Source organism: Roseateles aquatilis, from assembly GCF_002205645.1.
Classification (GTDB): Bacteria; Pseudomonadota; Gammaproteobacteria; order Burkholderiales; family Burkholderiaceae_C; genus Roseateles; species Roseateles aquatilis.
In genome coordinates, this window is the sequence record NZ_NIOF01000003.1 from 1 (window position 1) to 26,455 (window position 26,455).

General features: G+C 62.1%; 26 protein-coding genes, 1 tRNA gene and 1 pseudogene. 16 read left to right on the forward strand and 12 right to left on the reverse strand.

Annotated elements, in window-relative coordinates; translation table 11 throughout:
- Window positions 1–167: 167 nt before the first annotated feature.
- Window positions 168–3,848, reverse strand: coding sequence for a DUF7149 domain-containing protein (locus CDN99_RS08165; protein ID WP_088384459.1), 3,681 nt, complete (start codon window positions 3,846–3,848; stop codon window positions 168–170).
- Window positions 3,849–4,022: 174 nt separating this feature from the next.
- Between CDN99_RS08165 and CDN99_RS08170 the strand changes: the two genes are divergently transcribed.
- The 6 genes from CDN99_RS08170 to qatD all read left to right on the forward strand — a co-directional run bounded on the left by CDN99_RS08170 (window position 4,023) and on the right by qatD (window position 11,457).
- Window positions 4,023–4,096, forward strand: a tRNA-Gly gene (locus CDN99_RS08170).
- 238 nt (window positions 4,097–4,334) lie between these two features.
- Window positions 4,335–6,188 (forward strand): tyrosine-type recombinase/integrase, encoded by a 1,854-nt coding sequence (locus CDN99_RS08175; protein ID WP_033470438.1) that lies wholly within the window; start codon window positions 4,335–4,337, stop codon window positions 6,186–6,188.
- A 319-nt stretch (window positions 6,189–6,507) separates the two neighbouring features.
- Window positions 6,508–8,466, forward strand: a complete 1,959-nt coding sequence (qatA, locus tag CDN99_RS08180; RefSeq protein ID WP_033470440.1) for a Qat anti-phage system ATPase QatA — start codon at window positions 6,508–6,510, stop codon at window positions 8,464–8,466.
- 236 nt (window positions 8,467–8,702) lie between these two features.
- Window positions 8,703–9,350, forward strand: a complete 648-nt coding sequence (gene qatB / locus CDN99_RS08185; RefSeq protein WP_207949509.1) for a Qat anti-phage system associated protein QatB — start codon at window positions 8,703–8,705, stop codon at window positions 9,348–9,350.
- The gene (gene qatC, locus CDN99_RS08190) at window positions 9,347–10,696 is read left to right on the forward strand and encodes a Qat anti-phage system QueC-like protein QatC (protein WP_033470447.1); all 1,350 of its coding nucleotides are present in this window, start codon (window positions 9,347–9,349) and stop codon (window positions 10,694–10,696) included. Before qatB ends, qatC begins: the two co-directional genes overlap by 4 nt.
- 8 nt (window positions 10,697–10,704) lie before the next feature.
- Window positions 10,705–11,457 carry a Qat anti-phage system TatD family nuclease QatD gene (qatD, locus tag CDN99_RS08195; RefSeq protein ID WP_033470450.1) on the forward strand — a complete coding sequence of 251 codons (753 nt, stop codon included), beginning with the start codon at window positions 10,705–10,707 and terminating at the stop codon, window positions 11,455–11,457.
- A 162-nt stretch (window positions 11,458–11,619) separates the two neighbouring features.
- Here the strand turns inward: qatD and merB are convergent, their stop codons facing one another.
- Genes merB through CDN99_RS08220 form a run of 5 tightly spaced genes read right to left on the reverse strand, consistent with a single transcriptional unit; the run spans window position 11,620 to window position 14,620 of the window.
- The gene (gene merB / locus CDN99_RS08200) at window positions 11,620–11,805 is read right to left on the reverse strand and encodes an organomercurial lyase (protein ID WP_088384460.1); all 186 of its coding nucleotides are present in this window, start codon (window positions 11,803–11,805) and stop codon (window positions 11,620–11,622) included.
- Window positions 11,806–11,817: 12 nt separating this feature from the next.
- Window positions 11,818–13,503: a mercury(II) reductase gene (gene merA, locus CDN99_RS08205; RefSeq protein WP_088384461.1), complete on the reverse strand. Its 1,686-nt coding sequence runs from the start codon at window positions 13,501–13,503 to the stop codon at window positions 11,818–11,820.
- A gap of 22 nt (window positions 13,504–13,525) precedes the next feature.
- On the reverse strand, window positions 13,526–13,960 hold the full coding sequence (merC, locus tag CDN99_RS08210; RefSeq protein WP_088384462.1) for an organomercurial transporter MerC: 435 nt from the start codon (window positions 13,958–13,960) through the stop codon (window positions 13,526–13,528).
- A 9-nt stretch (window positions 13,961–13,969) separates the two neighbouring features.
- Window positions 13,970–14,263, reverse strand: a complete 294-nt coding sequence (gene merP / locus CDN99_RS08215; RefSeq protein ID WP_088384463.1) for a mercury resistance system periplasmic binding protein MerP — start codon at window positions 14,261–14,263, stop codon at window positions 13,970–13,972.
- A 12-nt stretch (window positions 14,264–14,275) separates the two neighbouring features.
- On the reverse strand, window positions 14,276–14,620 hold the full coding sequence (locus tag CDN99_RS08220; protein WP_088384464.1) for a mercuric transporter MerT family protein: 345 nt from the start codon (window positions 14,618–14,620) through the stop codon (window positions 14,276–14,278).
- Window positions 14,621–14,678: 58 nt separating this feature from the next.
- Between CDN99_RS08220 and merR the strand changes: the two genes are divergently transcribed.
- Window positions 14,679–15,089, forward strand: a complete 411-nt coding sequence (merR, locus tag CDN99_RS08225) for a mercury resistance transcriptional regulator MerR (protein WP_088384465.1) — start codon at window positions 14,679–14,681, stop codon at window positions 15,087–15,089.
- A 341-nt stretch (window positions 15,090–15,430) separates the two neighbouring features.
- On the opposite strand, the gene CDN99_RS08235 is transcribed toward merR, so the two are convergent.
- Together CDN99_RS08235 and CDN99_RS08240 are read right to left on the reverse strand one after the other, a co-directional pair.
- Window positions 15,431–16,027 carry a GNAT family N-acetyltransferase gene (locus CDN99_RS08235; RefSeq protein ID WP_088384467.1) on the reverse strand — a complete coding sequence of 199 codons (597 nt, stop codon included), beginning with the start codon at window positions 16,025–16,027 and terminating at the stop codon, window positions 15,431–15,433.
- Window positions 16,024–16,602 (reverse strand): MarR family winged helix-turn-helix transcriptional regulator, encoded by a 579-nt coding sequence (locus tag CDN99_RS08240; RefSeq protein WP_088384468.1) that lies wholly within the window; start codon window positions 16,600–16,602, stop codon window positions 16,024–16,026. The genes CDN99_RS08235 and CDN99_RS08240 overlap by 4 nt, the downstream gene beginning before the upstream one ends.
- A gap of 119 nt (window positions 16,603–16,721) precedes the next feature.
- Here CDN99_RS08240 and CDN99_RS08245 point away from each other — a divergent pair, with 119 nt between their 5' ends.
- The 4 genes from CDN99_RS08245 to CDN99_RS08260 are packed head-to-tail and all read left to right on the forward strand — an operon-like array spanning window position 16,722 to window position 18,815.
- Window positions 16,722–16,958 (forward strand): thioredoxin family protein, encoded by a 237-nt coding sequence (locus tag CDN99_RS08245; protein WP_088384469.1) that lies wholly within the window; start codon window positions 16,722–16,724, stop codon window positions 16,956–16,958.
- 57 nt (window positions 16,959–17,015) lie between these two features.
- Window positions 17,016–17,492: a cytochrome P460 family protein gene (locus tag CDN99_RS08250; protein ID WP_088384470.1), complete on the forward strand. Its 477-nt coding sequence runs from the start codon at window positions 17,016–17,018 to the stop codon at window positions 17,490–17,492.
- A gap of 8 nt (window positions 17,493–17,500) precedes the next feature.
- Window positions 17,501–18,016 carry a redoxin family protein gene (locus CDN99_RS08255; protein ID WP_207949521.1) on the forward strand — a complete coding sequence of 172 codons (516 nt, stop codon included), beginning with the start codon at window positions 17,501–17,503 and terminating at the stop codon, window positions 18,014–18,016.
- Window position 18,017: 1 nt separating this feature from the next.
- A complete protein-coding gene (locus tag CDN99_RS08260) occupies window positions 18,018–18,815 on the forward strand; it encodes a YggS family pyridoxal phosphate-dependent enzyme (protein WP_088384472.1) in 798 nt (265 codons plus the stop codon).
- A gap of 194 nt (window positions 18,816–19,009) precedes the next feature.
- Here the strand turns inward: CDN99_RS08260 and CDN99_RS08265 are convergent, their stop codons facing one another.
- Window positions 19,010–19,624, reverse strand: coding sequence for a hypothetical protein (locus CDN99_RS08265; protein WP_133320753.1), 615 nt, complete (start codon window positions 19,622–19,624; stop codon window positions 19,010–19,012).
- A gap of 4 nt (window positions 19,625–19,628) precedes the next feature.
- Window positions 19,629–20,066 (reverse strand): helix-turn-helix domain-containing protein, encoded by a 438-nt coding sequence (locus CDN99_RS08270; protein ID WP_238139429.1) that lies wholly within the window; start codon window positions 20,064–20,066, stop codon window positions 19,629–19,631.
- A 45-nt stretch (window positions 20,067–20,111) separates the two neighbouring features.
- Between CDN99_RS08270 and CDN99_RS08275 the strand changes: the two genes are divergently transcribed.
- The 4 genes from CDN99_RS08275 to CDN99_RS08290 all read left to right on the forward strand — a co-directional run bounded on the left by CDN99_RS08275 (window position 20,112) and on the right by CDN99_RS08290 (window position 23,130).
- Window positions 20,112–20,408 carry a helix-turn-helix domain-containing protein gene (locus tag CDN99_RS08275; RefSeq protein WP_202820242.1) on the forward strand — a complete coding sequence of 99 codons (297 nt, stop codon included), beginning with the start codon at window positions 20,112–20,114 and terminating at the stop codon, window positions 20,406–20,408.
- A 227-nt stretch (window positions 20,409–20,635) separates the two neighbouring features.
- Window positions 20,636–22,171 (forward strand): IS21 family transposase, encoded by a 1,536-nt coding sequence (istA, locus tag CDN99_RS08280; protein ID WP_088384475.1) that lies wholly within the window; start codon window positions 20,636–20,638, stop codon window positions 22,169–22,171.
- 10 nt (window positions 22,172–22,181) lie between these two features.
- Window positions 22,182–22,922, forward strand: coding sequence for an IS21-like element helper ATPase IstB (gene istB, locus CDN99_RS08285; RefSeq protein WP_088384476.1), 741 nt, complete (start codon window positions 22,182–22,184; stop codon window positions 22,920–22,922).
- Window positions 22,923–22,932: 10 nt separating this feature from the next.
- The gene (locus CDN99_RS08290) at window positions 22,933–23,130 is read left to right on the forward strand and encodes a hypothetical protein (protein WP_088384477.1); all 198 of its coding nucleotides are present in this window, start codon (window positions 22,933–22,935) and stop codon (window positions 23,128–23,130) included.
- A gap of 295 nt (window positions 23,131–23,425) precedes the next feature.
- Here CDN99_RS08290 and CDN99_RS08295 read toward each other — a convergent pair.
- Window positions 23,426–24,049 (reverse strand): annotated as a pseudogene (locus CDN99_RS08295) (substrate-binding domain-containing protein); the annotation flags it as partial.
- 107 nt (window positions 24,050–24,156) lie between these two features.
- Here CDN99_RS08295 and CDN99_RS08300 point away from each other — a divergent pair.
- Window positions 24,157–24,456 (forward strand): helix-turn-helix domain-containing protein, encoded by a 300-nt coding sequence (locus CDN99_RS08300; RefSeq protein ID WP_033470452.1) that lies wholly within the window; start codon window positions 24,157–24,159, stop codon window positions 24,454–24,456.
- 8 nt (window positions 24,457–24,464) lie between these two features.
- Here the strand turns inward: CDN99_RS08300 and mobH are convergent, their stop codons facing one another.
- A complete protein-coding gene (gene mobH, locus CDN99_RS08305) occupies window positions 24,465–26,309 on the reverse strand; it encodes a MobH family relaxase (RefSeq protein ID WP_033470454.1) in 1,845 nt (614 codons plus the stop codon).
- Window positions 26,310–26,455: the final 146 nt, after the last annotated feature.

The window sequence follows — 26,455 nt, forward strand, 5'->3', positions numbered from 1 at the left end:
TCGCGGCGTTCCTCAGCTTGGTCTTGCTCAGCGGTTTGTCGATTGGCATAAATGCTCCGGGGTCGGGTCATGTTATGCCTCGCACACAAAATTCAGGACAGGTCCGGACTGTCTCATGCTCCAGGTCTCCGCGAACCTGAAGCGTGTCGCGGCTGCGATCCGTGAACCTACTCAACAGCAGCAACGGCTTCCGCTTCTTCTTCAGATTTCGTAAACCACCGCTCCACTATGTCAATTTCTCGTTGACTCAACCCATAGAGCCCATAGACCAGCGCGTCAAGCCTGCCTTCCGGTTCGATTGCCAACAGTCCTACTGCTGCATTAGATTCCAGCGTATGCGCAATCGCATCAAGCTCCGCCAACACCTCTGGGTTAATGGTGCGAGGCATTGGAAAAGTTTCGATATCGTGAACAAGGATCTTCGGGAATGCTCCCTTAGACGCCTTCGGTGACGAGTTGAAGTGGAAAAAGGTTGCCAACTTCGAGTTCAAGATTGCAGCAGCGCTTGTCAAGGAGATAGTGCTCGAAGGACTGTCTTTCACAATGATGACGGCTGGATCGTTATAAAGCTCCGCACTTGTGACTGCCGCGAAAATTCGAGGATTAGTTATCTCGCGAACAAGCAGCCGTTTGCCCACGAAGAACTTAGGGTTCCGTGGATTCGCGATGCCGGCACCATACTTGATGTATTCATGTTGATTCCAGGACACCCGGAATCTGGTGACGTCACTTCCCCAGAGCCATTGCTTCCATTCTGGTCCGTGGCAGATCGTTGAGTGATAAACGCGATTCTTGATCGTGTTTTGATCCTGACCCTGATAACGGTCATACGCAATGAGGCCCTGACTTACCTCAGGAAAGTGGGTGCTAAGGTGCGAAGAGTTCGAGCGCACTTTTCCGACCAGATCGAGGACTTCCCTCGGCAGCCGAAACAATAGCCCCCAATTCAGATTGTTTGCAGCAGCTTGTTCACTCGAAACATGTTGCCGTTCTCGACGCACGAGCTCCTGAAATGACATTGCTCCAGAGGTGGGGCGATAACTTAACGCTTCCCCAGCCTGCCTCCGACCAGTAAGGACTACATTGCGGACTGTGGCCTCTGCAAAAATACTAAAATTTGTGCAATCCAGAACCTCGTCAAACGACCAGTTTTTGAATAATTCCAAGCGATATGCAGCCGCACCCAAATTGAACAAAATCGTATTGGGGACGATGAAAGACAAGATTCCACCACTGGCGAGCAGTTGTTGCGCCCGGTTGATAAACCAGTAATAGATCTCAAAATCAGGAACTTTGCCCAAACGAGCCACCAAGTGTTTCCGATCCTCCCCTTGGATTGGAACGCCATAAGGTGGATTGCCAATGATGACGTCGAAACCTTCGAAAGCGCCATGAACATTCAAGGCTTCGGGGAATTCAAACCGCCATTCAAATGCATTTCGGTACATGCGGTTGTTTCGAATCGTCTCGATTTCAGCCGCTAACCTACCAACCTCGTTGGTAAGCCTGTTCACCGTCTGGTCATGCTTCCTTTTCGCCGCAGGAGTCAGCCCAAAGAGCGTTTTTTGCCGTGTCAGCGTTTCAAGCTCTTCTGAGGCACTGCGATGCCGAAGAACCTTCGGATCGTTGCTGTAAATCTCCTGTTGGTAACTGGATTTTATTTCCGAGATGAGTTTCTCCATCTCGAACTTCTCTTCTTTGCTTTGAGCTGTTCTGTAATTGACAACAGCAGTTCGATAGTCCGTCAGACTTCGCTTGCTTTTCTTCAGGGCGTTCCTCAGATCAGCGTCTAACTGGTACTGAGCTATTAACGAATTTCCCGCTTTGATGTTGATGTCGATGTTCGGCAGTGTTTCCAACTCGTCGTCGGACTTGTAGTACGCCGACTTCAGCAACTCGATCCATAAGCGCAATCGACATATCTTGGCGGAGTTCGGGTTGATATCAACGCCGAAGAGACAGTTTTCGATAAGCTGCTCTTTCTCGTGGAAGATCGCCTCTTGTACGCGCTGACTTTCCGCGCTATGGCGTTTGTATTCAAATAACTCGCCGTCTTCATCCGTAACCACCAGCTCGTCATTTGTCACTTCGACTCTGTACTCCTTTAGGCGAGCGCCGGAACGGTCAGTCAGGATCCGTAGCTCGGATTTGACTGCGATGAGTTCGTTAAGGACAGATACTAAGAAATGCCCGGAGCCCACCGCCGGATCACAGATGCGAAGTTCATTGATGATTTGGTTGGCTTCTTGACGGTCTTCGATCTTGTCGTAAAGCTCCGCGAAGCTTACGCATGTCCAGTCTTTTACCTTGTTAAATCGATTTAGCACAGCCGTTCGAACCGCCTCGCGGGCCATGTACATGGTCACGAAGCCCGGAGTAAAGAAGGCACCATCTTGATAGTTATTGATTTTTTCAAAAATCAATCCCAAAACGGACGCGCTAATCAACGATTTTTCATCTTCCTGAATGGCCTCCGCGCCCGTGCTAGCGAAGTCGTACGCATCCAAGAATCGCAGCAAGTAGGTAAGTGCATCCAGCTTTCCCGCGTTGCGTTTCCCCGACGGATTCCTGAGTACGGTTGTCGATAAGACTGGAAGTTCGCGCCCTTCCGAGAGATTGCTAACAAGAAGAGTATCGTGTTCTAAGGGGGTCGGCTCAAAAAGCGAGCTGTTCAGATACGGTATCCGACCGAACTGAAGCTTTGCCTCTTCGTCGCGCGTATCCCAGCGCCTCGCGAGTACGCGGAAGAATAGAGCATTCAGATCGTCGTACGACTTTACTCGCTGAGAATTGAAAAAATTATGGCTTTTGTCCCCGGCATTGAAGGCTACGAGTTGTGCTTCAAGCAGCTTCAGAAAGAGAACGCGATTGATCCAAGTGATACAAAGTTCAAGACCAACATTCAATAGCTGCTCTTCTTTATCGCCCCCGTAAGACGAAAGATTTTTTATTCTATTCAGCTTATCGAGCGTATCGACTTGAGTTATGGCATTTTCGAGAAGAGCTCCAGCATTCCGCGCACCTGGCAGTTTCCTACGGATGATCCGTTTGCCCTTCTCTTTTACTTCCTCCAAGCCGATCAGATGGAGGAGCTCGCTATAAAAGCCTTGATCAAGGCTATTGCTATCATTTTGAAATGGAAGTTTCAGCAAGTGTTCGGGAGAAAAGACCTTGAGAAGCTCAATGAGCTTGCGATCATTCTTCTTATCTGAGTCCCGGGCATAAGCCTCATAGCTGCGGAGATCGACGTACGTAAACGCAATATCGCCAGCGATCTTTTGGAGTGCCGGCGAGGCTACCTGTTTATAGAAAAAATCCGTCGTAGTGCCGGATAGACGTCCTTGCTCAAAGTCATTGAACTGTCGCGTCAGCTCACTATCCTGTGCGAAGAGGCGTTCGAATACCTGGGCATCGAAGAAATACCATTCCCAGGCATTCGTAATTGCAAGATTCCTAACTTCCAGATTTTTCAGCGTGATGCGTTCACGAAGGTAGTACAGAAGAAGCTCTTGCAAAGCCTTGCTATTAAGTTGCCCGCGTTGTGGCATCTCCGATTTGTTTGTCGGCTTTTTGGTTTCGACGATGACCCCGGCAGTAGACGAAGCTTGTCGTCCGTTATGGACGACCAAATCCGTTCTGGCCTTGGTGTTTATGAAGTGCTTGCCGTCATACCCGATTTTTCGGAGGAAATCGGATATGAGGTTCTTGTGATGCTCTTCGGACTCATGAGCATTGACGTTGTCAAGCAGCCATGTGAGTTGAACCTTGAAGGCCTCCACATATGATCGCGGTGGTTTTGCCTTCAAGAAAGCCTTGTTCAACGCCTGCTTCGCAGATATTTCCTTCATGCGACATGTTCTCTCGTCCCCGGGGACAGTCATGTTAAGCGAGGAAGAAGCCGAAGCCGTTGCTGCTGTTGAGTAGGTTCACGGATCGCAGCCGCGACACGCTTCAGGTTCGCGGAGACCTGGAGCATGAGACAGTCCTGGCAGACCGTTCCATCGCGTAAACTCTGCCCCATCGCGGGATTCGTATAGTGGCAATACCCTGGCTTCCCAAGCCCGTGCGGCGGGTTCGATTCCCGCATCCCGCTCCACCGCATCAATCTGCGGACTTCCGCAGAAGTCCAAGAGAGTCTGTAAGTCGTTGCCACGCAAAGACTTTTCCTCTCTTTGATGTTCTGCTGTGGTCCACTGCGATCCGCCTACAGCCGGGACTTTTAAGTCCACAAACAAGTCCATTTTTGCGGGCGCGGCTGATTCCGGATTGTTGATGGAGGGGCGAGGTCGACGTGACCAGCATCTGGTTCCTGACTCATGTTCAGGAGCAAGAGCATGGCACTCTCAGACCTGGCCGTTCGACAGGCCAAGGCAACTGGCAAGGCATACACCCTCCCTGACTTGGATGGCCTCTCCCTGGCCGTCACGGCGGCAGGGGGCAGGACTTGGCACTTCCGCTACTACTGGGCGGGCAAGCAGAAGCGGATGTCGCTCGGCACCTACCCGGAGGTGACGCTTCGAGAGGCCCGCAGCCTACGCGATGACGGCCGCGCCCTGCTGGCCAAAGGCATCAATCCTCGCGTTCACCGCAAGCAGAAGCGCACCGCTGTCCGGCTCGCCGACGAAAACACTTTCGAGGCGGTGTATCGCAAGTGGCTCAAGCATCGCGGGCTCAGCCTCAAGGAAGGCCGGCAGACGACTCTCTCGATCCTTCCGCGCATCTTCGACAAGGATGTGCTGCCGACCTTGGGCAAGCGGTCGATCTATGAGATTAAGCGTCCCGACCTCTTGGAGGTGATCGCCAAAATCGAGAAGCGCAGGGCGCTCTCCGTCGCCGAGAAAGTCAGGACGTGGTTCAACCAACTGTTCCGCTACGCGCTGGTGATCGTGCCGGGCCTGGAGCAGAACCCTGCCTCCGATCTCGATGTGGTGGCGCTGCCACTGCCACCCGTCAACCACAACCCGTTCCTGCGCATGGCCGAGCTGCCCAAGCTGTTGCAGCGGCTGCGGAGCTATCGCGGCCGGCGGCAGACCCAGCTCGGGCTGCGGCTATTGCTGCTGACGGGCGTGCGAACCGGTGAGCTGCGGCAGGCGACGCCGGATCAATTCGATCTGGACCGTGGGCTGTGGATCATCCCGCCCGAGGTCGTGAAGCAACTCCAGGTGGACATGCGCAAAAAGCGGCAGCAGCCGAAGGACATCCCGCCATACATCGTGCCACTGTCGATTCAGGCCATGGAGATCGTCCGGCACCTGCTGGATGAGTTCAAGCCGGCCCAGCGCTACCTGTTCCGGCACGACAGCGACTTGAAGAAGCGCATCAGCGAGAACACGCTCAATGGTGCGCTCAAACGCATGGGCTATCAGGAACGCCTGACCGGACACGGTATCCGTGGCACGATGTCCACTGCGCTCAACGAGATCGGCTACCCGAAGGTCTGGGTGGATGCACAGCTCTCGCACGTCGATCCCAACAAGGTCAGCGCGACCTACAACCATGCCGAGTACGTGGAGCAGCGTCGCCGCATGATGCAGGACTGGGCCGATCGGCTCGACCTCTTCGAGCAGAACCAGGTCGAGGCGGCCAGCATGCCGCTCACCGTGCATCTGGAAGGCGTGCCCGCGTTCCCGAATGAGCAAACCGCAAGCGCACCCTCCACGCCGGTTGCCGCTTCGCCAATCCTGCTCGTGACGAAGCCGGGTGACGCCATGCCGTTGGTTTCTGCCGCCACACATCGGCTGCCGGCGGTTCCGCCCCCTCGATCAGCCGCGCCGCTGGTGCCTTCGGACATTCAGCGCGAGAGGATGGAGCTGTTCGATGTCTTCGAAGCGCCGCACAACCTTCCCGTCGCTGCGTTTGCCAAGATGGCGGGCAAATCCCGCAGGTGGATCAGCTACGAGATCAAGGCGGGCAACTTGCTGGCGTTGAACGTAGGCAACCGCGGCCAGCGCGTGCCGGACTGGCACCTCGACCCACTCAAGCACGAGCTGATCCAGTCCGTCCTGAAGCTGACCAGGGGTGCGGACCCTTGGCAGATCTACCATGCACTGCTGCAACCGCGCTCGATGCTGCGGGGGTGTTCGGCACTGGAGGGCGTGACGGCCGGCAATCTCGACAAGCTCGTGATGGCGGTGAGCACGACCGTAAAGGAAAACGAGTGGTCCCCGCAGCAGGCGAGGTTGGCCTGAGCGGCGCGCGGCGAACGCCGGCCTCTCGGGCTTGGCATGCATCCCGGTAAGATGCCTATCGAACTGCGCGTCGAGAATGCAGACTCTGATCGCTCATGACCACCCAGTCTGATTGATCTTGGTTAGTAATTCAGACAGCGTGATCGAGCCAACGGCGGGACTCGACCCGAAGCGGCCGGAAGGAATACGCAAGCCCAACCGCTGGTTCGCCCTATGGGGCAACAATCTAGTCACAATGAATGAACTGTCCTAATAGCGTTGCGTATGGGACTTTAGCGTCATTACTTGCTGCGAGTCACTGTGAGGAAGAGAGGGCGGGATGATTCTCACGGACAATGAGACAAAGGTCGACCTCCTCAACAACGAGGCGATCGCCAAGACCATCATCGAGCTGCTGTGCGAAAAGCCCGAGCGCGCCGTGACGATCGGCGTTCACGGCGACTGGGGCGCCGGAAAATCCAGCATCTTGGAGATGATCGAGAACGGCCTCGGTTCGGATGAGGACGTGCTCTGCGTCAAATTCAACGGATGGCGTTTTCAAGGATTCGAAGACGCCAAGATCGCGCTGATTGAGGGCATCGTCACCGGGCTTATCGAAAAACGCCCGTTGCTCACCCAGGCCGGCATGGCCGTGAAAGACATCTTCCGGCGGATCGACTGGCTCAAGATCGCGCGACACGGGGGCGGTCTGGCTTTCACTGCGTTCACCGGCATCCCCACAGCCGATCAGGTCGGCGCGGTGGTCGGCACCTTGAAGGGCATCTTCTCCGATCCCGCGAAACTCGCCACGCAGGAGAATTACGACAAGGCCATCGACGGTGTGCAGGGTCTGCTGAAACCAGGTGAGTCGAAGAATGTGCCGGAAGAGATCGAGGCGTTCCGAAAAGCCTTTGACGACCTGCTCAAGCAGGCGGGCGTCAAGCAACTGATCGTTCTCATCGACGATCTCGACCGCTGCCTGCCCGACACGGCGATTGAAACCCTCGAAGCCGTCCGCCTGTTCGTATTCACCGCCCGCACCGCGTTCATCGTCGCGGCCGACGAGGCGATGATCGAATATTCGGTGCGCAAGCATTTCCCCGAACTGCCGGACACGACCGGCCCCCGCGACTATGCACGCAACTATCTCGAAAAGCTGATCCAAATTCCGTTCCGGATTCCGGCTTTGGGCGAGACCGAAACTCGTATCTATGTCACCCTGTTGCTCATCGGTGCCGAGCTGGGCGAGGACGATGTCGATTACTCGGCGCTCATCATCGTCGCGCGTGAATTGCTCAAACGCCCTTGGCAAACGGCGGGGCTCGACGCGCAGACGGTCAAAACCGCCTTGGGCGACAAAGCCGGCAAGGTCCAGAACGCGCTAACCTTGAGCGATCAGATCGGTCCGATCCTAGCCAGCGGCACTCAGGGCAATCCCCGGCAGATCAAGCGCTTCCTGAACACCCTGCTCCTGCGCCATCAGACCGCACTCGCGCGCGGCTTTGGGGACGAGGTGAAGCTGCCCGTCTTGGCGAAGCTTATGCTGGCCGAACGGTTCCTCTCCAGATTGTTCGACCAGATCGCCAGCGCCGCCGCCCGCGATCCGGAAGGCCGCTGCGTAGATTTGGCGGCGCTTGAAGCCGCCGCATCGGAGGAGAAGCCAGCCCCCAAAGCGAAGCGGGCCGGGCCGAAGATCAGTTCCACCGATGACGCCAAGGCGACCGCCGTGCCGGACTCCCAGGACAGCGCCATCCTCACCGAATGGAAGGCGGCCGACGCGATACGGTCTTGGGCGCGGCTGTCACCGGCCTTGGCCGAAGTCGATCTGCGCCCCTATCTGTTCGTGACCAAGGATCGGAAAGACTATTTTGGCGCGGCCTCCGTCCTCGGGCGTCTCGCCGCGGTGGTCGAAAAGTTGCTCGGCCCGAAACTTGCCGTCCAGGCGTTCGAAGGTGAACTCAAACAGCTCGTTCCGGCCGAGGCCGCGCAGATCTTCGAGGAGCTGCGCGGGCGCGTCATGGGCGGAGACACCTTCGATACCGTGCCGCCGGGGGTCGATGGGCTCGCGGTGCTGGTTCGCGCGCATCCAACGCTTCAAGCTAATCTTCTCGATCTGCTGGAAGCCTTGCCGGTGGATCGGTGCGGGCCGTGGCCCGCGTCGGGTTGGGAGGGCGTTATCAAGGATTCCGACGCCGTGGCGCGCTTCGAGAAGCTACTCCAAAAATGGTCCACCTCCGGTTCGTCCTTCTTGAAGCCTACGGCGAGCGCCGCGCTTCGCACGCGGAAGGGTGGGCGCTGATGGGCACATCGAACGCCTATGGGGGTGCGGGTGGAGCCACCCCGCTCATTCCGAGTTGGTTGCAGGGTGACGGCGACGGCGGGGCCGGCGCGGCCGGGGGCGATGGCAACGGGACACAATCCCCGTCACCCGATGGATCGCCCTCAGCCGTTCCTCCCGCGCCAGCGCCTCGGCCAATCGCGCCGGTAGGGGCATCGGATCGGTTCACGTCCGCCCGAAACAATTTCACTCGCTTCGTGAGTTCGGGCGGCAGCGACCGCAGAAGTCTCGGCCGTGCTGTCTCGCAATATGTGTCCAAGTCGGCGGGTGGCTCACGCCAAGCCTCGCAGCGCATGGGCTCATCGCGCGGCGTGGGTGCCGGGCTCGTCCGATTCCTCAACGACGCCAGCGCCAATGGCGTTCGCGAAGCGCTGCGAACGCTCAACCTCGAAAGCCTCGCGGGGCGGCCGATCGAGGAAGTGTTCGCGGGGCTCGCCGACTACATCTGCCCCGAAGGCGGGTCGATCGACGAGGGAATCGCGCGAGACGCCTTCGTCGAGACGATCGCCGATCTCGCCGGTGCGGGCATTACCGACATCGACGCGCTCACACCCGGCCAGATCCAGACCGTCTTCGAACTATATGCGACGCACGCGATCGAGGCGCGCATCTGCAACGACATCGGCACCAAGGTCGTTATCTTGCCCACCGATCCGCGCGCGGCCGAGAGGGTTCAGGCGCAACTGCGTGATTTCATCCAGCGCGGCGTCAGCGATGCGATCAACGCCGCGGGTGTCAACATCCAGTCGCTGACCCCTGATGCGGTGATGGGCTTCGTGACCGACGTCTACCAATCTGCATTCGACGTGTTGCAGACGATGGGCGACGGGGAGGCCGCAAAATGAGGCGCCATGTCATCATCGGCCGTTTCGGGCCGGACGATAAGACCCGCGTCCCGAAGGCGCGCGACGAGGTTGCATCGACCTTGCAGTTGGTGACGAGCAAGCGTCTCGATCATGGAATCGGCCGCGCCTTGGCCGACCTCAAGGCGCTGCACCTTACCCCGAGCGAGATCGGCGCGGACATGCTCGTCGTCGCGGCCCATGTCCACGCGGCAGACACCCGCATCTCCCGCTCCACGGAATCGCAGGACGCCTGGACGCGCGAGATTCGTCTGGTCATCCCTGTGAGCGATCCGGTGCGATGGACGGCCGCCGCGCCCATCCTGGTCCGCGCCCTGAACTTCCTGACCGGCGACAGATGGGATGTGGGCTTCCGCAAACGGGCCAAGGGCTATGCGAAGCTGGTTCCCGCCGCGGCACCCACACTTATTCCCGCCCCGTTCGATGGCGTGAGTCTGTTCTCCGGTGGCTTGGACAGTCTGATCGGCGCGATCGACAGCTTGAATGATGGCGAGATGCCGCTCCTGGTCAGCCACGCGGGCGAAGGGTTGGTGAGCAAGTCGCAGGAGCAGTGCTTCGAAGGTTTGAAAGCCGCTTACAAATCATCCGCCTTCGATCGGCTGCGGGTGTGGATGAGCTTCGATAGCGGGCTCGTCGAGGATGTCGGATCGGAGGACACCACGCGCGGCCGCTCGTTCCTGTTCTTCTCCCTGGGCGTCGCCGCCGGCACCGCGCTCGGCCGCGACTTCGTGCTCAAGGTTCCAGAGAACGGGCTGATCGCGCTAAATGTGCCGCTCGATCGGCTTCGGCTCGGCGCGTTAAGCACCCGGACGACGCATCCTTTCTACATGACCCGGTGGAACGATTTGCTCCAGGCGCTCGGCGTCGGAGGGAAGGTCGAGAATCCCTATTGGGACAAGACCAAAGGGGAGATGGTGGCCCAATGCGCCAATCCGGCCCTATTGAAGCAACTCGCCCCGCTGTCGCTATCATGTTCGTCGCCGACGAAGGGGCGCTGGACCAAGAAGCCGCAGGGTCACTGCGGATACTGCCTGCCATGTCTCATCCGGCGAGCCTCTCTGCGAGGCAAGGATTCGACGGTTTACGGCGTACCCGACCTGAATGCTGCCACGTTGGACACCAGGCAGGCCGAAGGTCAGCAGGTCCGATCCTTCCAGATCGCAATCGCGCGGCTATCGAAGCGCCCGGAACTCGCCAAGGCCCTCATCCACAAGCCGGGGCCACTCTATGACGACCCCTCCCGCCACGATGACTTGGCCGATGTCTATCGCCGTGGATTAGAAGAGGTCGGGCGCTTGCTGACTGGCGTTCGCGCCGCACCGTCGTGAGAGGCCTCATGCGATCGGGTCTCGTCGATTTTCATTGCCACCTCGATCTCTACCCCGACCACGCGGCCGCGGTGGAGCGTTGCGAGCGCGATGGCGTCTTCACCCTTACCGTGACCACCACGCCCAAGGCTTGGCCGCGGAACCACGAACTGGCGTCCGCCACCCGTCATGTCCGGGCGGCCCTCGGACTGCATCCTCAACTGGTCGCTGACCGCGCCCACGAGATCGAACTTTGGGAGGAGTTCTTGCCTAGAACCCGCTATGTGGGAGAGGTCGGGTTGGACGCCGGCCCGCGGTTCTATAAGTCTTTCGAGACGCAGAAGGAGATTTTCGCTCGCGTGTTGTCGCTCTGCGCAGCGGCGGGGAACAAGATCGTCACGATGCATAGCGTCCGAGCGACCAAGGCCGTGCTCGATATGATCGAGAAATACATGCCGCCTTCGCGCGGTCGCGTGGTGCTTCATTGGTTCACCGGCACCGCAGCGGAGGCCAGGAGGGCGGTTGATCTCGGCTGCTACTTTTCGGTGAACGCGGAAATGCTCGCCAATGAAAAGCGCGCCGCGATAACCAAGACGCTGCCGTTGGATCGCGTTCTGACGGAGACAGATGGGCCGTTTACAAAGACCGATGCTCGTCCGACCACACCGAGCGATGTCTGGATCGCTGCGGAAGGTTTGGCGCGTCTGCATGGAATCCCGCCCATTGATATGTCCGCCACCATATTGCGGAATCTGAAAAGCCTGCTCGAAGAACAGGGCTAGTTTGTGCGTACCGCCGGGTAGTTGCGCAGTGATCGCCAGAGAAGCTGCGCAACCTCGCCGCAGAAGCTGATCAGCGAGTGCCGGGCCGTTGCGCGGTCGGCGGTGGGCAGAGAGTCAGCATGCGGCCAGGAGCGTGTGCCAGTACGAGAGCGGACTGGCTGCTCATCGCGACAGGCTCCTCCGTGAGAGTTCTTGGCCCAGGCGGAACGCTTCTTCGACGCTGACGATGGTCACGTGCTTGTGCGTACCCGTCCAGACTTCCGCGGTGGATGCCGAGGCGAAGAAGTGCACGTGACGGCAGAACGTGCCGCGGATGTCACGCGAGGCACCGAGAAGTGATGGGTGCATTCCGATTCTCCGTCAGCCCGCGCAGCAGGACAGCTGCTTCACATCCTTGGTGAAGGTCTGTGCTGCAAGCTTCAGCCCCTCGACCATCGTCAGGTACGGGAACAGCTGATCGGCCAGGTCCTGCACAGTCATGCGATGTCGAATGGCCAGTGCCGCCGTCTGGATCAGCTCACCCGCTTCCGGTGCGATCGCCTGCACGCCGATCAGCCGACCCGATCCGGCTTCCGCCACCAGCTTGATGAAGCCGCGCGTGTCGAAGTTGGCGAGCGCGCGCGGCACGTTGTCGAGTGTCAGCACGCGGCTATCCGTCTCGATGCCGGCGCGGTGCGCTTCCGCTTCGCTGTGGCCGACGGTCCCGACCTGCGGATCGGTGAACACCACCGCCGGCATCGCCGACAGATCCAGCGCGGCCTCGCCGCCGGTCATATTGATGCCGGCACGCGTGCCGGCCGCCGCCGCCACGTATACGAACTGCGGTAGGTCGGTGCAGTCACCGGCGGCGTAGATGTCGGACGCGTTCGTGCGCATGGTCGCGTCCACGACGATGGCGCCTTGCTGGTTGGTTGTCACGCCGGCGGTGCCGAGATTCAGGCTGCGGGTGTTGGGGGTGCGGCCGGTGGCCATGAGCAGGCGATCCGCGCGCCGCTCGCCGTGATTCGTGGTGAGCACGAACTCGCCGTCGACATGCGCGATCCGGCTTGCCTGAGTCTGTTCCAGCACTTCGATGCCTTCGGCGCGAAACGCGGCCGTCACCGTCTTGCCGACCTCGGGGTCCTCGCGGAAGAACAGTGAGCTGCGCGCCAGGATCGTGACCCGGCTGCCCAGCCGCGCGAACGCCTGCGCCAGCTCCACGGCGACCACGCTCGATCCGATCACGGCCAGCCGCTCGGGAATGGCGTCGCTGGCCAGCGCCTCGGTGGAGGTCCAGTACGGCGTGTCTTTCAGGCCCGGGATCGGCGGGATCGCAGGGTTGGCGCCTGTAGCGATCAGGCAGCGGTCGAAGTGCACGACTTGCTCGTCGCCGTTCCTCAGCTTCACGATAAGCGCGCGGTCATCCTTGAAGCGCGCCTCACCGCGCAGCACGGTGATGGCGGAATGGCCGTCGAGAATGCTCTCGTACTTGGCGTGGCGCAGCTCCTCGACACGCCCCTGCTGCTGCGCCAGCAGCTTGTCGCGCAGGATGGCAGGCGCCGCCGCGGCGATACCCCCGTCGAACGGGCTTTCGCGGCGCAGGTGCGCGACATGCGCCGCGCGGATCATGATCTTGGACGGCACGCAGCCGATGTTGACGCAAGTGCCGCCAATGGTTCCGCGCTCGATCAGCGTGACACGCGCCCCGCGCTCGGTGGCCTTCAGCGCGCCCGCCATCGCGGCGCCGCCGCTGCCGATCACGGCGAGATGCAGGGATTCATCACTGCCTGGGCGCTTACCGTCGCCGCCGAGCCAGGACTGCATGTTGCCCAGCAAGCCGCCGGAGGGCGGTGGCGTACGGCCCTCGTCCACGCGGGCCTGATAGCCGAGCGCGTCCACAGCCGCGATCAGTGCGTTCGCGGTCGTGCCGTCTGCCAATGCCACCTCGGCCGAGCCCAGGGTGTAGGACACGCGCGCGGACTGAACGCCCGGCACTTTTTCCAGCGCCTGCCTGACATGTGTCGCACAGGAGTCGCAGGTCATGCCGGAGATCTTGAGTTGAGTCATGGTTGAGTTCCGATGAGCGGGGTCAGGATTGTTTGGCCGGGAGTTCGCAGTGCTCCGGGTCGCAGCGCCGGCTGGCCGGCGATACGAGGTCCCAGACGGACACGGCGATCATCAGGCCGAGTCCGGTATAGGTGGCGTAGCTGCTCCAGCCGTACTTGAACCAGGGGTACAGCGACAGCAGCAGGACGGTCGGCCCCAGCATCCCCAGCAGGCTGCGGTGCCACTGACGGTGGTTGAACCAGCCCAGGGCGTTGATGACCAGCGCCAGCGAGGCAAACACCGGCAGCAGGGTGTTGATGAACACCCCCTCCCATTGACTCAGGAACCCAAGGCCCACGGCCGCACCGAGGCTGGCAATGGCGGGGAAACACATGGCGCATCCCATCGCCGAGATGAGCGCACCCACTGAACCCGTTTTGTCGCCGATGCGAGTAATCCACTGAATCAACTGCTCCATGTCGCGCTCCTACTGCCGCACCGTGGACGGAAAGCCGGCGTTCGCCGTCGCCCGGGTCATGTCCTCGACCGTGGTCTTGGCATCGTCGAAGACGACTGTGGCTTGCTTGTCCTTGAAGCTGACATCCACCGACTCGACGCCGACCACGCGCGACAAGGATTTCTTGACCGTGATCGGACAGGTGACGCAGGTCATGCCCGAGACGTCCAGCGTGACGGTGCGAGTCGCCGCATGAACCGCGCTGCATTGGCAGCAAGCCAGTACGGCGGCCAGCCCCAGAGCAATGAATAGACTCTTGACCATGATCAGTCTCCTTCAGAAGAACAGAACTGCGTAGTAGGGGAATGTGAGCAGGCCGGCGACCAGCGTCGCCACACCCAAGAAGATCCACTTGCGTCGCCGCTGTACGCGCGGATCGGCGCAGGCCCGGTCAGGTTCGCAGACCTCGGCGGTTCGGAAAATGCCGCGGTAGGCGAAGAACAGGGCGAGGACCGCCACCGCCACGAAGATCGGGCGGAAGGGTTCGAGAACCTTCAGCGTCGCCAGCCACGAACCGCCGAGGCCGGCCATGACCAGCACCAGCGGCAACACGCAGCACACCGAAGCGCCGAGACCAGCGGCGACGCTGGCGGCGAGCGAGAGGTTGGAACGGTCCTGCATACAGCCTCCTGTGAACGGATGCTGTTACGCTACGACCGTAGCTGACTACGGAGTCAAGATGCCCGAGACCTACACCATCGGCAGCCTGGCGCAGCACACCGGCGTGCATCTGGAAACGATCCGCTACTACCAGCGCCGGGGGCTGGTGGACGAGCCGGAGCGCCCGCTGGGCGGCATCCGGCGCTACACGGCGCACCACGCCCGGCGGCTGCGCTTCATCCGCCATGCGCAGGATCTCGGCTTTTCCCTCGATGAAGTCGGCGATCTGCTGAAACTCGAGGACGGTGCGCATTGCCGGGAGGCGCGAACGCTGGGGGAGCGCCGGCTCGCCGACGTCCGCAACAAGCTGACGGACCTGCAACGCATCGAATCTGCGCTGGCCGCACTGGTCGATCGCTGCGCATCGGTCAAGGGCCGGGTACGCTGTCCGCTGATTGCTTCCCTGCAGCAGACCATTGATCCGCAATGAATCGGCACCGACGCGCGCGCCTCGCCAACACAGCCGGGCAATCGGGCGCGTCAGACTGGCGTCGATCCACAATGGGCAGGATCGGGTAGCGAATCGACTGGAAAGCCTGCGCCCTCGGCGTGGAGCCGATGGCCCGCGTTGGATCGCCACTCCCAAGTGTGAGCATGCGCCGGCTTTTGCTCGTTCAAACCGGTCGTCGACCTCGATCATTCCGTGTGCGCGATCGAGCAGGCCGCGGCAGTCTGCGCTCGGGCTCTGCAGATACAAATCACATCTAGGGGAAGATGGCGCGCTCGTTGAGCAGCACAGACCCGTGGGCGCACTGAAGCCGGATTGCCGCGTCACTCTCCAGGCCGATGCATCTCCCAATACCGGGATTCACGCGAGGTACCATCGGCCCGCGTGCAGAGCCTGGTTCCCATGTACTGGAATCCTGCGGTCTCGATGACACGAGCAGAACGCAGATTGTCCAGTGCGGCAGTCACCACGATCAGCCTGACGCCGAAGGCGTCAAATATCCAGTCAAAGCTGCGTGCTGCGCCGAGCTTGCCTTCACCTTGGCTTTGGCGGTCCGCGCGGTAGCCTCCGGCAATCTCTGCTGCGGAGTGCTCCGGCCAGACGGTGAAGCAGGAGTAACCGCACACGCCACCGGCGGCGTCGAGCATCACGACGAGCAAGCCTTCGCCATCCGCGTGCTTGCGCTGCGCTGCCGCAATCCAGTCAGATATGTTGCGAAGCGTGGTCGGGCGCGGCAGATCGTAGATGGGATCCGATACCCGAGGATCGACCAGAAGCTCGGTGAGCCCTGCCGCATGCTCAGATCTCGCCAGGCGGTAGTTGGCCCCAAGCGTCAGAGGATCGGCGCGTCGCACCTTCGCCCGGATGGCGAGTGCTTCTTCGGGAGGGACTTCGAGTTGCGTCAGCGGCGGGGCGCTCATGTGGACACCGCAACGCCCGCTACATCGGCCGGACGGGTCCACTCCCGGCAGATGCGCGTGGTCTGTTCCCGCGCCAGCGGCTCACGGGTCAGTCCGCAGCGAGCGCCTCGCTTTTCCGTCAGGAAGTGCGCGCAGCGTTGGCACACACCGAATGCGCGCTGGCCGTTCTGCCGTTGCAGCGCGGTCAACAGGCCGCGCAAGGCGTCGGCCAACGGCGGCGCTTCCGAAGGCATCGCGCTCAGGGCCTGCTCCAGGCGTTGCGCCCAACCGTCACGCAGAACTTTGGCGCCCGCCGCAGTCGGCTCCAGGTGAATACGCCGCCCGTGCTGGGGATCGGGCGTCTTCACGATCAGGCCCTGCCGCTCCAATAACTGCAGGGACTGCGACACGGTGCCGCGCGTGATGCCGAAGTATTGCGCCACCGCGATCGGCAGATTGCTGTAGCGATTGGCGCGATCCAGGTAGGCCAGGATCTGCAGATGGATGGGCAGCAGGCCGTGTCGCGCGGCGTCATCGCGCAGTGATTGCTGGATCAGGGCGCCGAGGCGCTCGAGCAGAACCGGTGTGTCATCCATGCCCGCAATGTATCGCTTCGATGCATTATTGACAATGACGGTTTGGCGGCAGTAGAGTCCATAATGTATCGCCTCGATACATTAACGATGTTCCACCGCCAACATCCCAGGAGAAGTCCATGTCCCAGAAAGCCGTCTTCTTTCATGCCGGTTGCCCGGTATGCGTGTCCGCCGAGCAGCAGTTCGCCAAGTCACTCGATCCTGCCCAGTTCAATGTGGAGATCGTGCATCTGGGCGAACAGAAAGCCCGTCTCGCTGAGGCAGAAGCGGCGGGCGTCAAGTCCGTGCCCGCGCTGGTGATCGGCGGGCAGCCCTTCCATATCAACTTCGGCGCGGCGCTTGCCGATCTGAAGTAAGCCGACTTTTCGCGGCGGGGCGCGCCCCGCCGCTTTCTCATTCGGAGGATCCCAACGATGAAATGCACATTGATCGCCGCACTGTTGGCCGCCTGTGCTACACCCGTGCTCGCAGCCGATCCTGCAGTCCCGTACCCCGATGGTTACCGCAGCTGGCACCACGTCAAGAGCATGGTGATCGAGAAGGGCCATCCCCTGTTCGAGTCGTTTGGCGGCATCCATCACCTCTACGCCAACCCGAAGGCGCTGGAGGGTTACAAGTCCGGCAAGTTCCCGGATGGAGCGGTCATCGTCTTCGATCTGCTCGACGCCCCGCAGGCGGATAACGCCATCACCGAAGGCGCGCGTAAGGTTGCTGGCGTGATGCACAAGGACGCGAAGAAATACGCGGCAACCGGCGGCTGGGGCTACGAGGGTTTCGGAGGCGGCGACAAGACCAAGCGCGTCGTCGGCGCCAACGCCGCCACCGCCTGCCATGCCTGCCATACCGCGCAGAAGGATCACGGCTACGTGTTCAGTAGCCTGCGCGACTGAGCGTGACGGTGAGTGACTTTCCGACAGCGCCCGCCTGGCAAGTCAGCCAGTGGTTCAACGCCGACCGCCCCCTGGACCTGGCCGCCCTGCGCGGCCAGGTCGTGGTGCTACATGCCTTCCAGATGCTGTGTCCCGGTTGTGTCTCTCATGGTGTGCCGCAGGCGGAGCGCATCCATCGCCTGTTTGCCCAGGATGGCGTCGCGGTGGTCGGTCTGCATACGGTGTTCGAGCATCACGAGGCTATGACGCCAGTCGCGTTGAAGGCCTTTCTGCACGAATACCGCGTCAGCCATCCGGTGGGCGTGGATGTGGCCGTTGCGGGCGCCCCAATCCCGGCCACCATGCTCACCTACGCGCTGGAAGGCACGCCGTCGCTGATCCTGATCGACCGCGCGGGGCGCCTGCGACTGAAACACTTTGGCCGGCTGGACGACCTCACGGTGGGTCGCGAGGTGATGCGCCTTGCGACGGAGTCAGGGCCCGGCGTGGACTCGTGCACCGACGAGAGTTGCCGCGCCGTCTGACGTGACCTCGACGGCCTTAGCTCCGCAGCCTCTGGCAGAGCGCCTGGCGGCGGTGCAGGCGCGCATTGCCGCGACCTGCGCCCGCGCCCACAGGGATCCGACCTCGGTGAAGCTTCTGCCCGTGAGCAAAACCGTGCCGACAACACGCCTGCGCCATGCACTCGCGTTGGGTCTGCGCGATTTTGGCGAGAACCGTGTGCAAGAACTGCTCGGCAAACGCGATGAGATGGGGAGCGACGCAGCCCGTTGGCATCTGATCGGCCATCTTCAGACCAACAAGGTGCGTCGGATCGCCACGCGCATCGCGAGCTTCCACGCCCTCGACAGTCTGCGCGTGGCCACCGCGCTGGACCGCGCTTTGTTCGCCGAAGGCCGGTCTCTCGACGTGCTGGTGCAAGTCAACACCGCAGGCCAGCCACAGCAGTATGGCTTGCCACCGGAATCGCTGCTGCCGTTCCTGAGGGAACTGCGGGCCTGCCAATGTCTGAAGGTGCGCGGGCTAATGACGCTCGCCATCTTCAGCGCCGACCCTGCACGGGTGCGCCCGTGTTTTGACCGGCTCCGCGTCTTGCGCGATGAGGCGCGCGAGGCGCTACCGGAGGCAGCCTCACTGCAGGAACTCTCGATGGGCATGAGCGGCGATTTCGAGACCGCCATTGAGGCGGGCGCCACCATCCTGCGCCTTGGTCGGGTGCTGTTCGGCGATCGGGGCGTTCCCGACAGCGCCTACTGGCCGCAGGCGGCTGGCACTGGGGACGGCGAAGTCGGGCCCAAAATCCTCGACACCGCCACTGACTGACTCCACGTCCCGCAGCGGTTCTGGAGCAGAGGCGACAGAAGTCGCATCAGGTTCGTCGCCTTGTTGGGTTGGGGGCGCCCTAGGCACGACGAACCGGACTTGGGGAATCAGTACCGGCAGTCGGAACTCCGCTCAATCGAACCTGATCGGCGTGCCGCTTTCAAACACAGCGACAGAATGTCGATGTGCTGACGTCATCGATCATCGTCACTGCGCTCCCGTTCCTTGCGAAGCCTGAGAAACCAAGGCTTCACGTACATCCAGTACAGCCCGCAGCAGAACGTGAATAGGCCAAGCAGCGCCAGCACCGGCTTGATCGCCTTGGCCGGTGCCCTGACGAGAATTGGCCAAGCGGCGAGCAGTAGGGCCAGGAACAGGAACCCGAACACCGCGATCTGCGCGCCGCCCCACAGGGCGATCCAAGGGCTCGCCGTAAGGCGCACTCCGAATACCGACCGATGCAGATTGCCGGTGTGCTGGAACAACTGGATTTCCGGGTCGGTCAGGTCGTATCGATTCTTCAGCGCGATCAGGCCGATCCGATCCCGGCGATTCCAGCGGAATCCCGGACCGAAGCGTTTGCGGAACTTGCCCTCGTCGGCGATCACTTCGTCGTCAGAATAGAGGCTGTCCAGCGGTTGGGATTCCGCGAGGATGCGGCGCATCTCTTCCAGCCGCGGGTCGAGTCGCTCCGGTGGCGGCGACTGCTGGTCAGGGCGCAGCGAGACAACCTTGCTGCGAGTTCCGGCGTTGCCTTCGGGCGGATCTTCCTGCAGAGCGTTGCGCCCCGGACCATGACGATCACTCATCGGGTCAGGCCGCGACGGACAGCATTTCACGCAGATGCGTAGCGTCAACCTCGCCTTTGGTGATGCAATGCTCGTAGCTCAGCCGGATCAACCGCGCCTTCTTGTCGGGCTTGAGCGTGCGACGGTGCTTGGTGAGCCATTCCTCGATGAGCCGAATCACGCTCTCCATCAGATCCATGTCGAGCACGCGACGACCCACCAGGACCGGATCTTCACCGGGACCCGTGAGCTGCCACAGCGGATCGATCCGGAACGTCTCGCACAGCGATTTGAACAGCGCCGTGGGCATTTCCCGCTCGCCGCGCTCGTAATTGGCATAGGCGCGCAGGGATAGCCCCAGCTTGTCCGCAAAATCAGCTTGCGTGAGTCCGCTGGCGACCCGGATGGCCATCAACCGGCGACCCATGGCGAGGTTGTCGTCTTCGTTTGACAACTTACTCATAACTGCCTACTGTGAGTCTCAGGACTTCCCCTGACGATATCACGCATGCGCCCAGCCCTGGAACAACACGAGCGGATCAAGATGCGGCTCCGCGTCGCCGGCAGCTCGCTGGCCGAGGTCGCTCGCGAGCTGGGGGTCGCCGGCACGTCGGTCACGAGCGTGAGTCAGGGTTACCGGCGATCCCGGCGGATCGAATCGGCCATTGCCGACAAGCTCGGCGTCGTGCCCAGCAGCCTGTGGCCTGATCGATATCCAGATGGCGCAGGTGGTGATGACCGATCCCCCGTGTCACGGAATCTGGACTGCATGGGAGGTGGCTCGCTCAGCCCGGTCTTCTGCTGATGGCGGTAGCGGTACGTTTCGGGCAGCACAACGAGAAAACCCACGCCTTGCCGGGCGTGGGTCTCGAGCAGCTTCAACTGAACCTTGAGCCTGCATTCTCGTTTCTGCTTCCGGCGGTGTCAAGGACAGCGGCCCGTTCCGGGCCGTGCGATGGGCCTTTCCCCGCCGCCGGAGTGAGGTCCTCCCTCACGCCTCTTTCTGGAGGTGTCAATCGATGAGAACGCGGGATGAATCTGAAGGATGTGTGTCGCTATCTGCTCACCACCGACTTCTCCAACCGGGAAGTCGGTCGAGCAGCGGGAGTCTCGCCCAACACGGCGGGCCGCTACCGGATGCGCCTGGCTGAGGAGGGTCTGGACTGGAATGGGGTCGCGGTTCTGACGGACCGGGCCTTGGAGGAGCGGCTGAACAACGGCCGTCAGCTCGCGCGCAAGGCCTTTGCCGAGCCCGACTTCGCCCATGTCCATGCCGAACTGCGTCGGCCGGGCGTGACCTTGCTGCTGATGCACGAGGAATATGCGGACGCGGCCGGCAGTGACGCGATGTCGGAAACCGAATTCCGGCGGCGCTACGACCGCTACGAGTGCTCCCTGGGCATCGTCATGCGCCAGCCGCATGCGCCGGGCTACCGACTGTTTCTGGACTACTCGGGCAAACGCCCGAGCGTTCTGAATCCGAAGACCGGGGAGAAGCAACCGGTCGAGCTGTTTGTGGCCGTTATGGGTGCGAGCCGCAAGACTTTCGCGTATGCAAGCGCGACGCAGCGGCTGCCGGACTGGTGCGAGGCCAACGTGCGCGCCCTGGAGTTTTACCGTGGCGTGCCCAGGCTGCTGGTCCCCGACAACTTGAAGTCGGCGGTGGAACGGGTGACGGTGGCCGAGGGCCACATCATCAACTACACCTACAGCAAACTCGCGCAGCACTACGACTGCATCGTGATGCCGACGCGAGCGCGCAAGCCCAAGGACAAGGCCGCCGTCGAGGTCGGCGTGCGTTTCGCCCAGCGATGGATACTGGCGCGGCTGCGTAACCGGGTCTTCACGTCGATTGAAGAACTGAACGCCGCCATCGCGGAGCTGCTGGTGCGCATGAACGACAAGCCCATGCGCGGGCACGGCGGCAAAAGCCGCAACCAGCTCTTCGAGGAGCTGGATCGTCCGGCACTGAAGGCATTGCCGGAACTGCCCTTCGAGTACGCAGACTGGAAGCTCAACGTCACGGTGGCACAGGACTACCACGTCCTGTGGGACGAGCATTACTACTCGGTGCCGTACACCTACATCGGGGCCAAGGTACGCATCCGCGCGACCGCCCGACAGGTCGAGGTGTACGCAAAGGACGATCACTTCCCGATTGCGACCCACCTGCGGAATGCGCACAAGGGTGGTTGCACCACCTTGCCGGAGCACCAGCCTGCGTCCCATCGGGCGTACGCGCAGGATCAAGGTGCCGAGCTGATCGCATGGGCGGACCGCTCAGGCCCCTGGATCAGTGCCTTCGTGAAGAAGCACATCGACACGCATCGGCGGCCGGCGTTGTCGATGCAGGCGATGCGCGGCCTGCGCGGCATGGCCAAGGAATACGGCCCAGAGCGCCTGAATGCTGCCTGCCATCGCGCGCTACGCATCTCCACCACGTCGGTGTCGTCCGTGCGCTCGATGCTCCAGCGCCGGATCGAGAGCACGCCATTGCGCGGCGCCAGTGACGATGAGCCATTGCCGGGCCACGACAACGTGCGTGGCGCCAAGACCTACGAATCCTGAGGAACCCCGAATGACCATCATGAACACCGCCCAACAGCTCCGCGAACTGCGTCTCGTCGGCATGGCCGAGGCGCTGGATCAGCAGATGTCTCAGTCCGCCTTTCTCGGCGCGTCCTTCGAGCAACGCCTGCAGATGCTCGTGGATGCCGAGATCAGTTACCGCGACACGCGGCGCTACAAGAGCATCCTGCGCAACGCGCGACTCAAGGTGCAGGCCGTGCCCGAGGACATTGACTACCGAACCGGCCGCGGCATCGACAAGGCGACCTTCGCCGATCTGCTCACATGTGCGTGGATCTACAAGCAGATGAACCTGCTGATGACCGGCCCGACCGGCACGGGCAAGACTTGGCTGGCCTGCGCGCTGGCAGTGCAGGCGGCGCGCAAGGGCATCACCGTGGCTTACCGCAGGCTCGGGCGCTTGCTCGAAGAGATGGCCATCGCGCACGAAGACGGCTCCATCACGAAGCTGCGCAACCAGGTGGCCAAGGTCCAGCTCCTGATCCTGGACGACTTTGGCCTGACCGCACTGACCAATCGCGGTCGCGCCGACCTGCTGGAGCTGCTCGATGATCGGGTCGGCACGCACTCGACGATCGTGCTCGGGCAGATGCCGGTCAAGGAGTGGCACGCCTTCATCAATGATCCCGCGCTGGCCGATGCGCTGCTCGATCGGCTCGTGCATTCGAGCCTGAAGATCGCCCTCAAGGGCGAGTCGATGCGCAAGCTCAAGTCGGAGGGTGGGCAGTAGCTTGGCGGGGATGCGCAACAGCGTGGCACCACTGCGCAGGAAGCTGGTGCCATTGCGCAGCGACTTGGCGCCGGTGCGCAGCCTGGTGGCGTCGCCGCGCAAGGTCTTGATGCCGGTGCTCAGCTGGCATGGCGTCGGTGCGCAGATTAAATGGCGTCAACCGATCAACTCGCACGGCGGAGCCGCGCAGGTGAGCGCCGTTTTGTAGTTTGCGCGCTGCGCACTTACGCCCAGTGCTCTTCGCGCCCGGAACGCATGGTATGCATGCGGCTTGCAACACCGCTTTCGCGGGTAGTTTCGCCCGCTCTATACCCGACAGCGGTTCCAAAGCCCCAAAACTCGGGCCAGAGGGCAGTTTCGAACGTCGGCTTCTGGCCGCGTGCCGCCGGCTACAGGCGATGACTATGATCGTCGGGCCACGTGCTCACGTGGCCGGATGGCCTGTTCAGTAACAGTGGTATCCGCAGAGCACGACGTTGCTCAGTAGGTACTTCGAGGTCCCCGGACACGCTGCGAGCACGTTGGATGAACCTCGCCATGGGTTCGGTCAGGCGCGCCAGGGGATGCAGGAGGTAAGCCATCACGACGGTCGGTGCGCCAGCCAGCGGCCGCGCGGCGATGCCGCGGTTCAGGTAGCCAGCAAGCCTCGCAGACGGCGCGACGACGAGGCCGTACCCGGCTGACACGAGCGTCATCGCGATGTCGAAGGAGCTGACCAGCTGCTCCCGATCCTGCAGCGCATCCCCGAGGACACGCTGCGCCACAGCGCGCCACGGCTCGCCGGCCGTTGACTGCGCACGGATCAACGGCTGCTTGAGCACTTCCTGGCACGGCACTTCACGGTAGGCCAGCAAGTGGGAGCGCTTGGCCACGGCGACCGCCAGCGTGTCATGCCACAGCGGTTCGCATACCCAGCCAGGCCACTGCCGGGCAACCGCAGACAAGGCGAAGTCGAAGCCGTCGCCCGGCAGCTCCGCGCCCCGACCGGGATCTGTCCATCCAGCCAGGACGGCATGGGTCTCCGGCTCTTCGGCGCGCTGCAGGGCTAGCACGTCGGCGAGCTGGGGAGGCACCCATTCGCCGAGGACGGCCATGCGAATTTCGGCGGTGATGTCGCTCGATTCCACGTCCAGCTCCCCCCAGGCGGTGAATGTCGTGGCAACTGATCTCGGAGCCATTGAATGAGTTAAGTTTAACGTGGTTTAAATCGTGACCTTGTTCGACGCTTTTGGCAATGCAAAAGCGTTCGATCCAAAGAGGCCGCCCCGTCGGCACTACTACCTACGAAGCGGAACCAGCCATCGCGTTTGGGGCTGCCGTGCGGGAAGAAAGAACCAACCAGGGTATCGCTCAGGAAACGCTGGCCCACTTGGCTGGCATCGAACGGTCGCACATGGGCAAGATCGAACGCGGAGAGCACGTCCCCACGCTTCCCCTCATCCTCAAGATCGCCCGCGCGCTGAAATGCAGTTCTGCTCACTTGATGACTCTGACCGAAGCCAAGCTGGCGGAGTCGGCCCCATCCGCAGATTGAAGCCGGCCTTACCCCTGATCGTCGTTGTCCTTGCCGCCAAAGGCTGAATCTTCGCGCTTTGCGGCCTCGTTGAGGAGCCGCAGGTATGGGTTGTCTGGCGGCGTCTCCTGGAACAGCGCATCCGGGCTGGCGAGCAGATAGCCGTGCAGCCGGCGCGACTTGCGCGGCCCCGTGACTTCGCAGGTCCAGATGTTCAGCCCGCTGGGCTGCTTGCGGTGCTGCCCCAGCTTCTCGAACCGCTTCTGCACCCACTGCCACCCCTCCAGCTTCTCCTGCTTGGCCAGCGCGGCGACTTGAAGGTACTCCTGTGCATAGCGCTGAAACACGCCGGGGCTGACGAGGTAGGCCGTGCCGGCGACGGTATGCACCAGAGCCTTGGCGTCGTTGATGATCAGCTTGCGCGTCTGGATGCTCTGACGCAGCCAGGCCATGAAGTGCGCCCCAGAGGGCTCCGCGCGATCCTGGGAAGGCACGAGGTTCATCTGCGGCGGTGGCACGGTCAAAGGGGCCGGCTCGGGCTCGGCAACAGGGCAACTCGGGATCTCCGGTGCTGTAGGTGCAGTGGTGTCGCCCAGCAGGTCGAGCAGCGCGGCCACGCCCGGGTCTGTGGCTGCGGATGCGATCGGCGCCGTGCTCGCGGGTGCAGCATCGATGCCTTCCGCGCGCGGCACATCGGCCACCGCCGGCGCCTGCGGCTCCGCTTGTTCCTCTTCGACCTGCACACGGCCTGCGAACGGCGCCGGCCGATCGGCGGCATCCCAGATCATCGCCGGCGAGAGTTTCAGGAAGGTGAAGGCGTGCGACCAGCCGGCGTCGCTGGTGACGGTAGCCTTCCAGATCGCCTTGCCATCCGGCGTCGGTTGCACGATGCCGTGATCCTGCAGCACGTTGAACACGGCCGTATTGCTCGCCGGGATGCCGTCGATGCCCTGCGACAGCAGATGTGCGCGCAGCTTGTCGGAGACGGTCTTGCTCACCAGCCACAAAGCCTCTTGGGTCAGCCAACCGTCCGCCGGGCCGCCCTGGTTCAACTTGAACTCTTCCTTGAGCAGGTAGCGCAAGCCGTCGAGCAATTTGCGTTGCAGCGCATGCTTGGGTGCCGCCAGCGCCTTGCTGGGATCGCCGCCGAGTTCCTGGGCGACCGATGCCTGGTCGGCCTGCACGACCAGCTCGCCGAGCGTGCCGGCGTGCTCGTACTGGCCGGCCAGCACGTACAGCAGCGCGGCCCAGAGGTCGGGATAGCCGCTGAGCCAGTCGAAGATGTCCCGATCGAGAAGGCGCGCGTAGAGCAGCCCGGTGGCGGCGCTGTGCAGGCGGTACTCACGCTCCTTTCGGTAACGAAAGCGGTAGGGCTTTCGCACCGGGCCGTGCCAGGGATGCCAGGCGCTGCCGTCGGCATGCTCGACGTGCAGATCGACCGCTATCTTGCCGATGTCGTGCAGCAGGGCCGCGTAGGCCGTGCCTGCGGTCCAGGCTTCGGCCTGCGCCGCCTGTGCCTCTGGCGTGACGCCCGCAGGCAGCAGGTAAGACTGCCGCAATTTCAGCGCGTAGGCGACGATCTCCAGGCCGTGGTCCAGCATGCCGCCCGGATAGGCGTGGTGGTGGCTTTCGGACGCAGGGAACTGCTGGACCAGTTCGGCGTAGCGTTCCAGCGGCGCCAGGTACAGCGTGGCGAATTGCCCGCGCGACAGCGAGGTGCGCTGCCAGATGTGTTCCAGCAGCTTCTGCCGGCGCGGTGTTGCCAGCAGCGATGCGGCCGACTCGGGCCGCGTCAGCCCTTTGGGTGTCTCGGTGGAGGGAGTGGATGGTGCGCCGGAGGCCGGCAGCATCCGTTTGCGAAACAGCGAGAGCATGGCGAACCTCGGATGAGAGGCTGCTCAGGGGTGCCTTTTGGCCTTTTCGGGTAGGGCCTTTCCCCTTGGCCCCATTCCCTTGCCCCTTCCCAGCCCTTGCGGCCTTTTTGGAAGCCTTTGGGTATAGGGGCAGCGCGTGTCGCGTG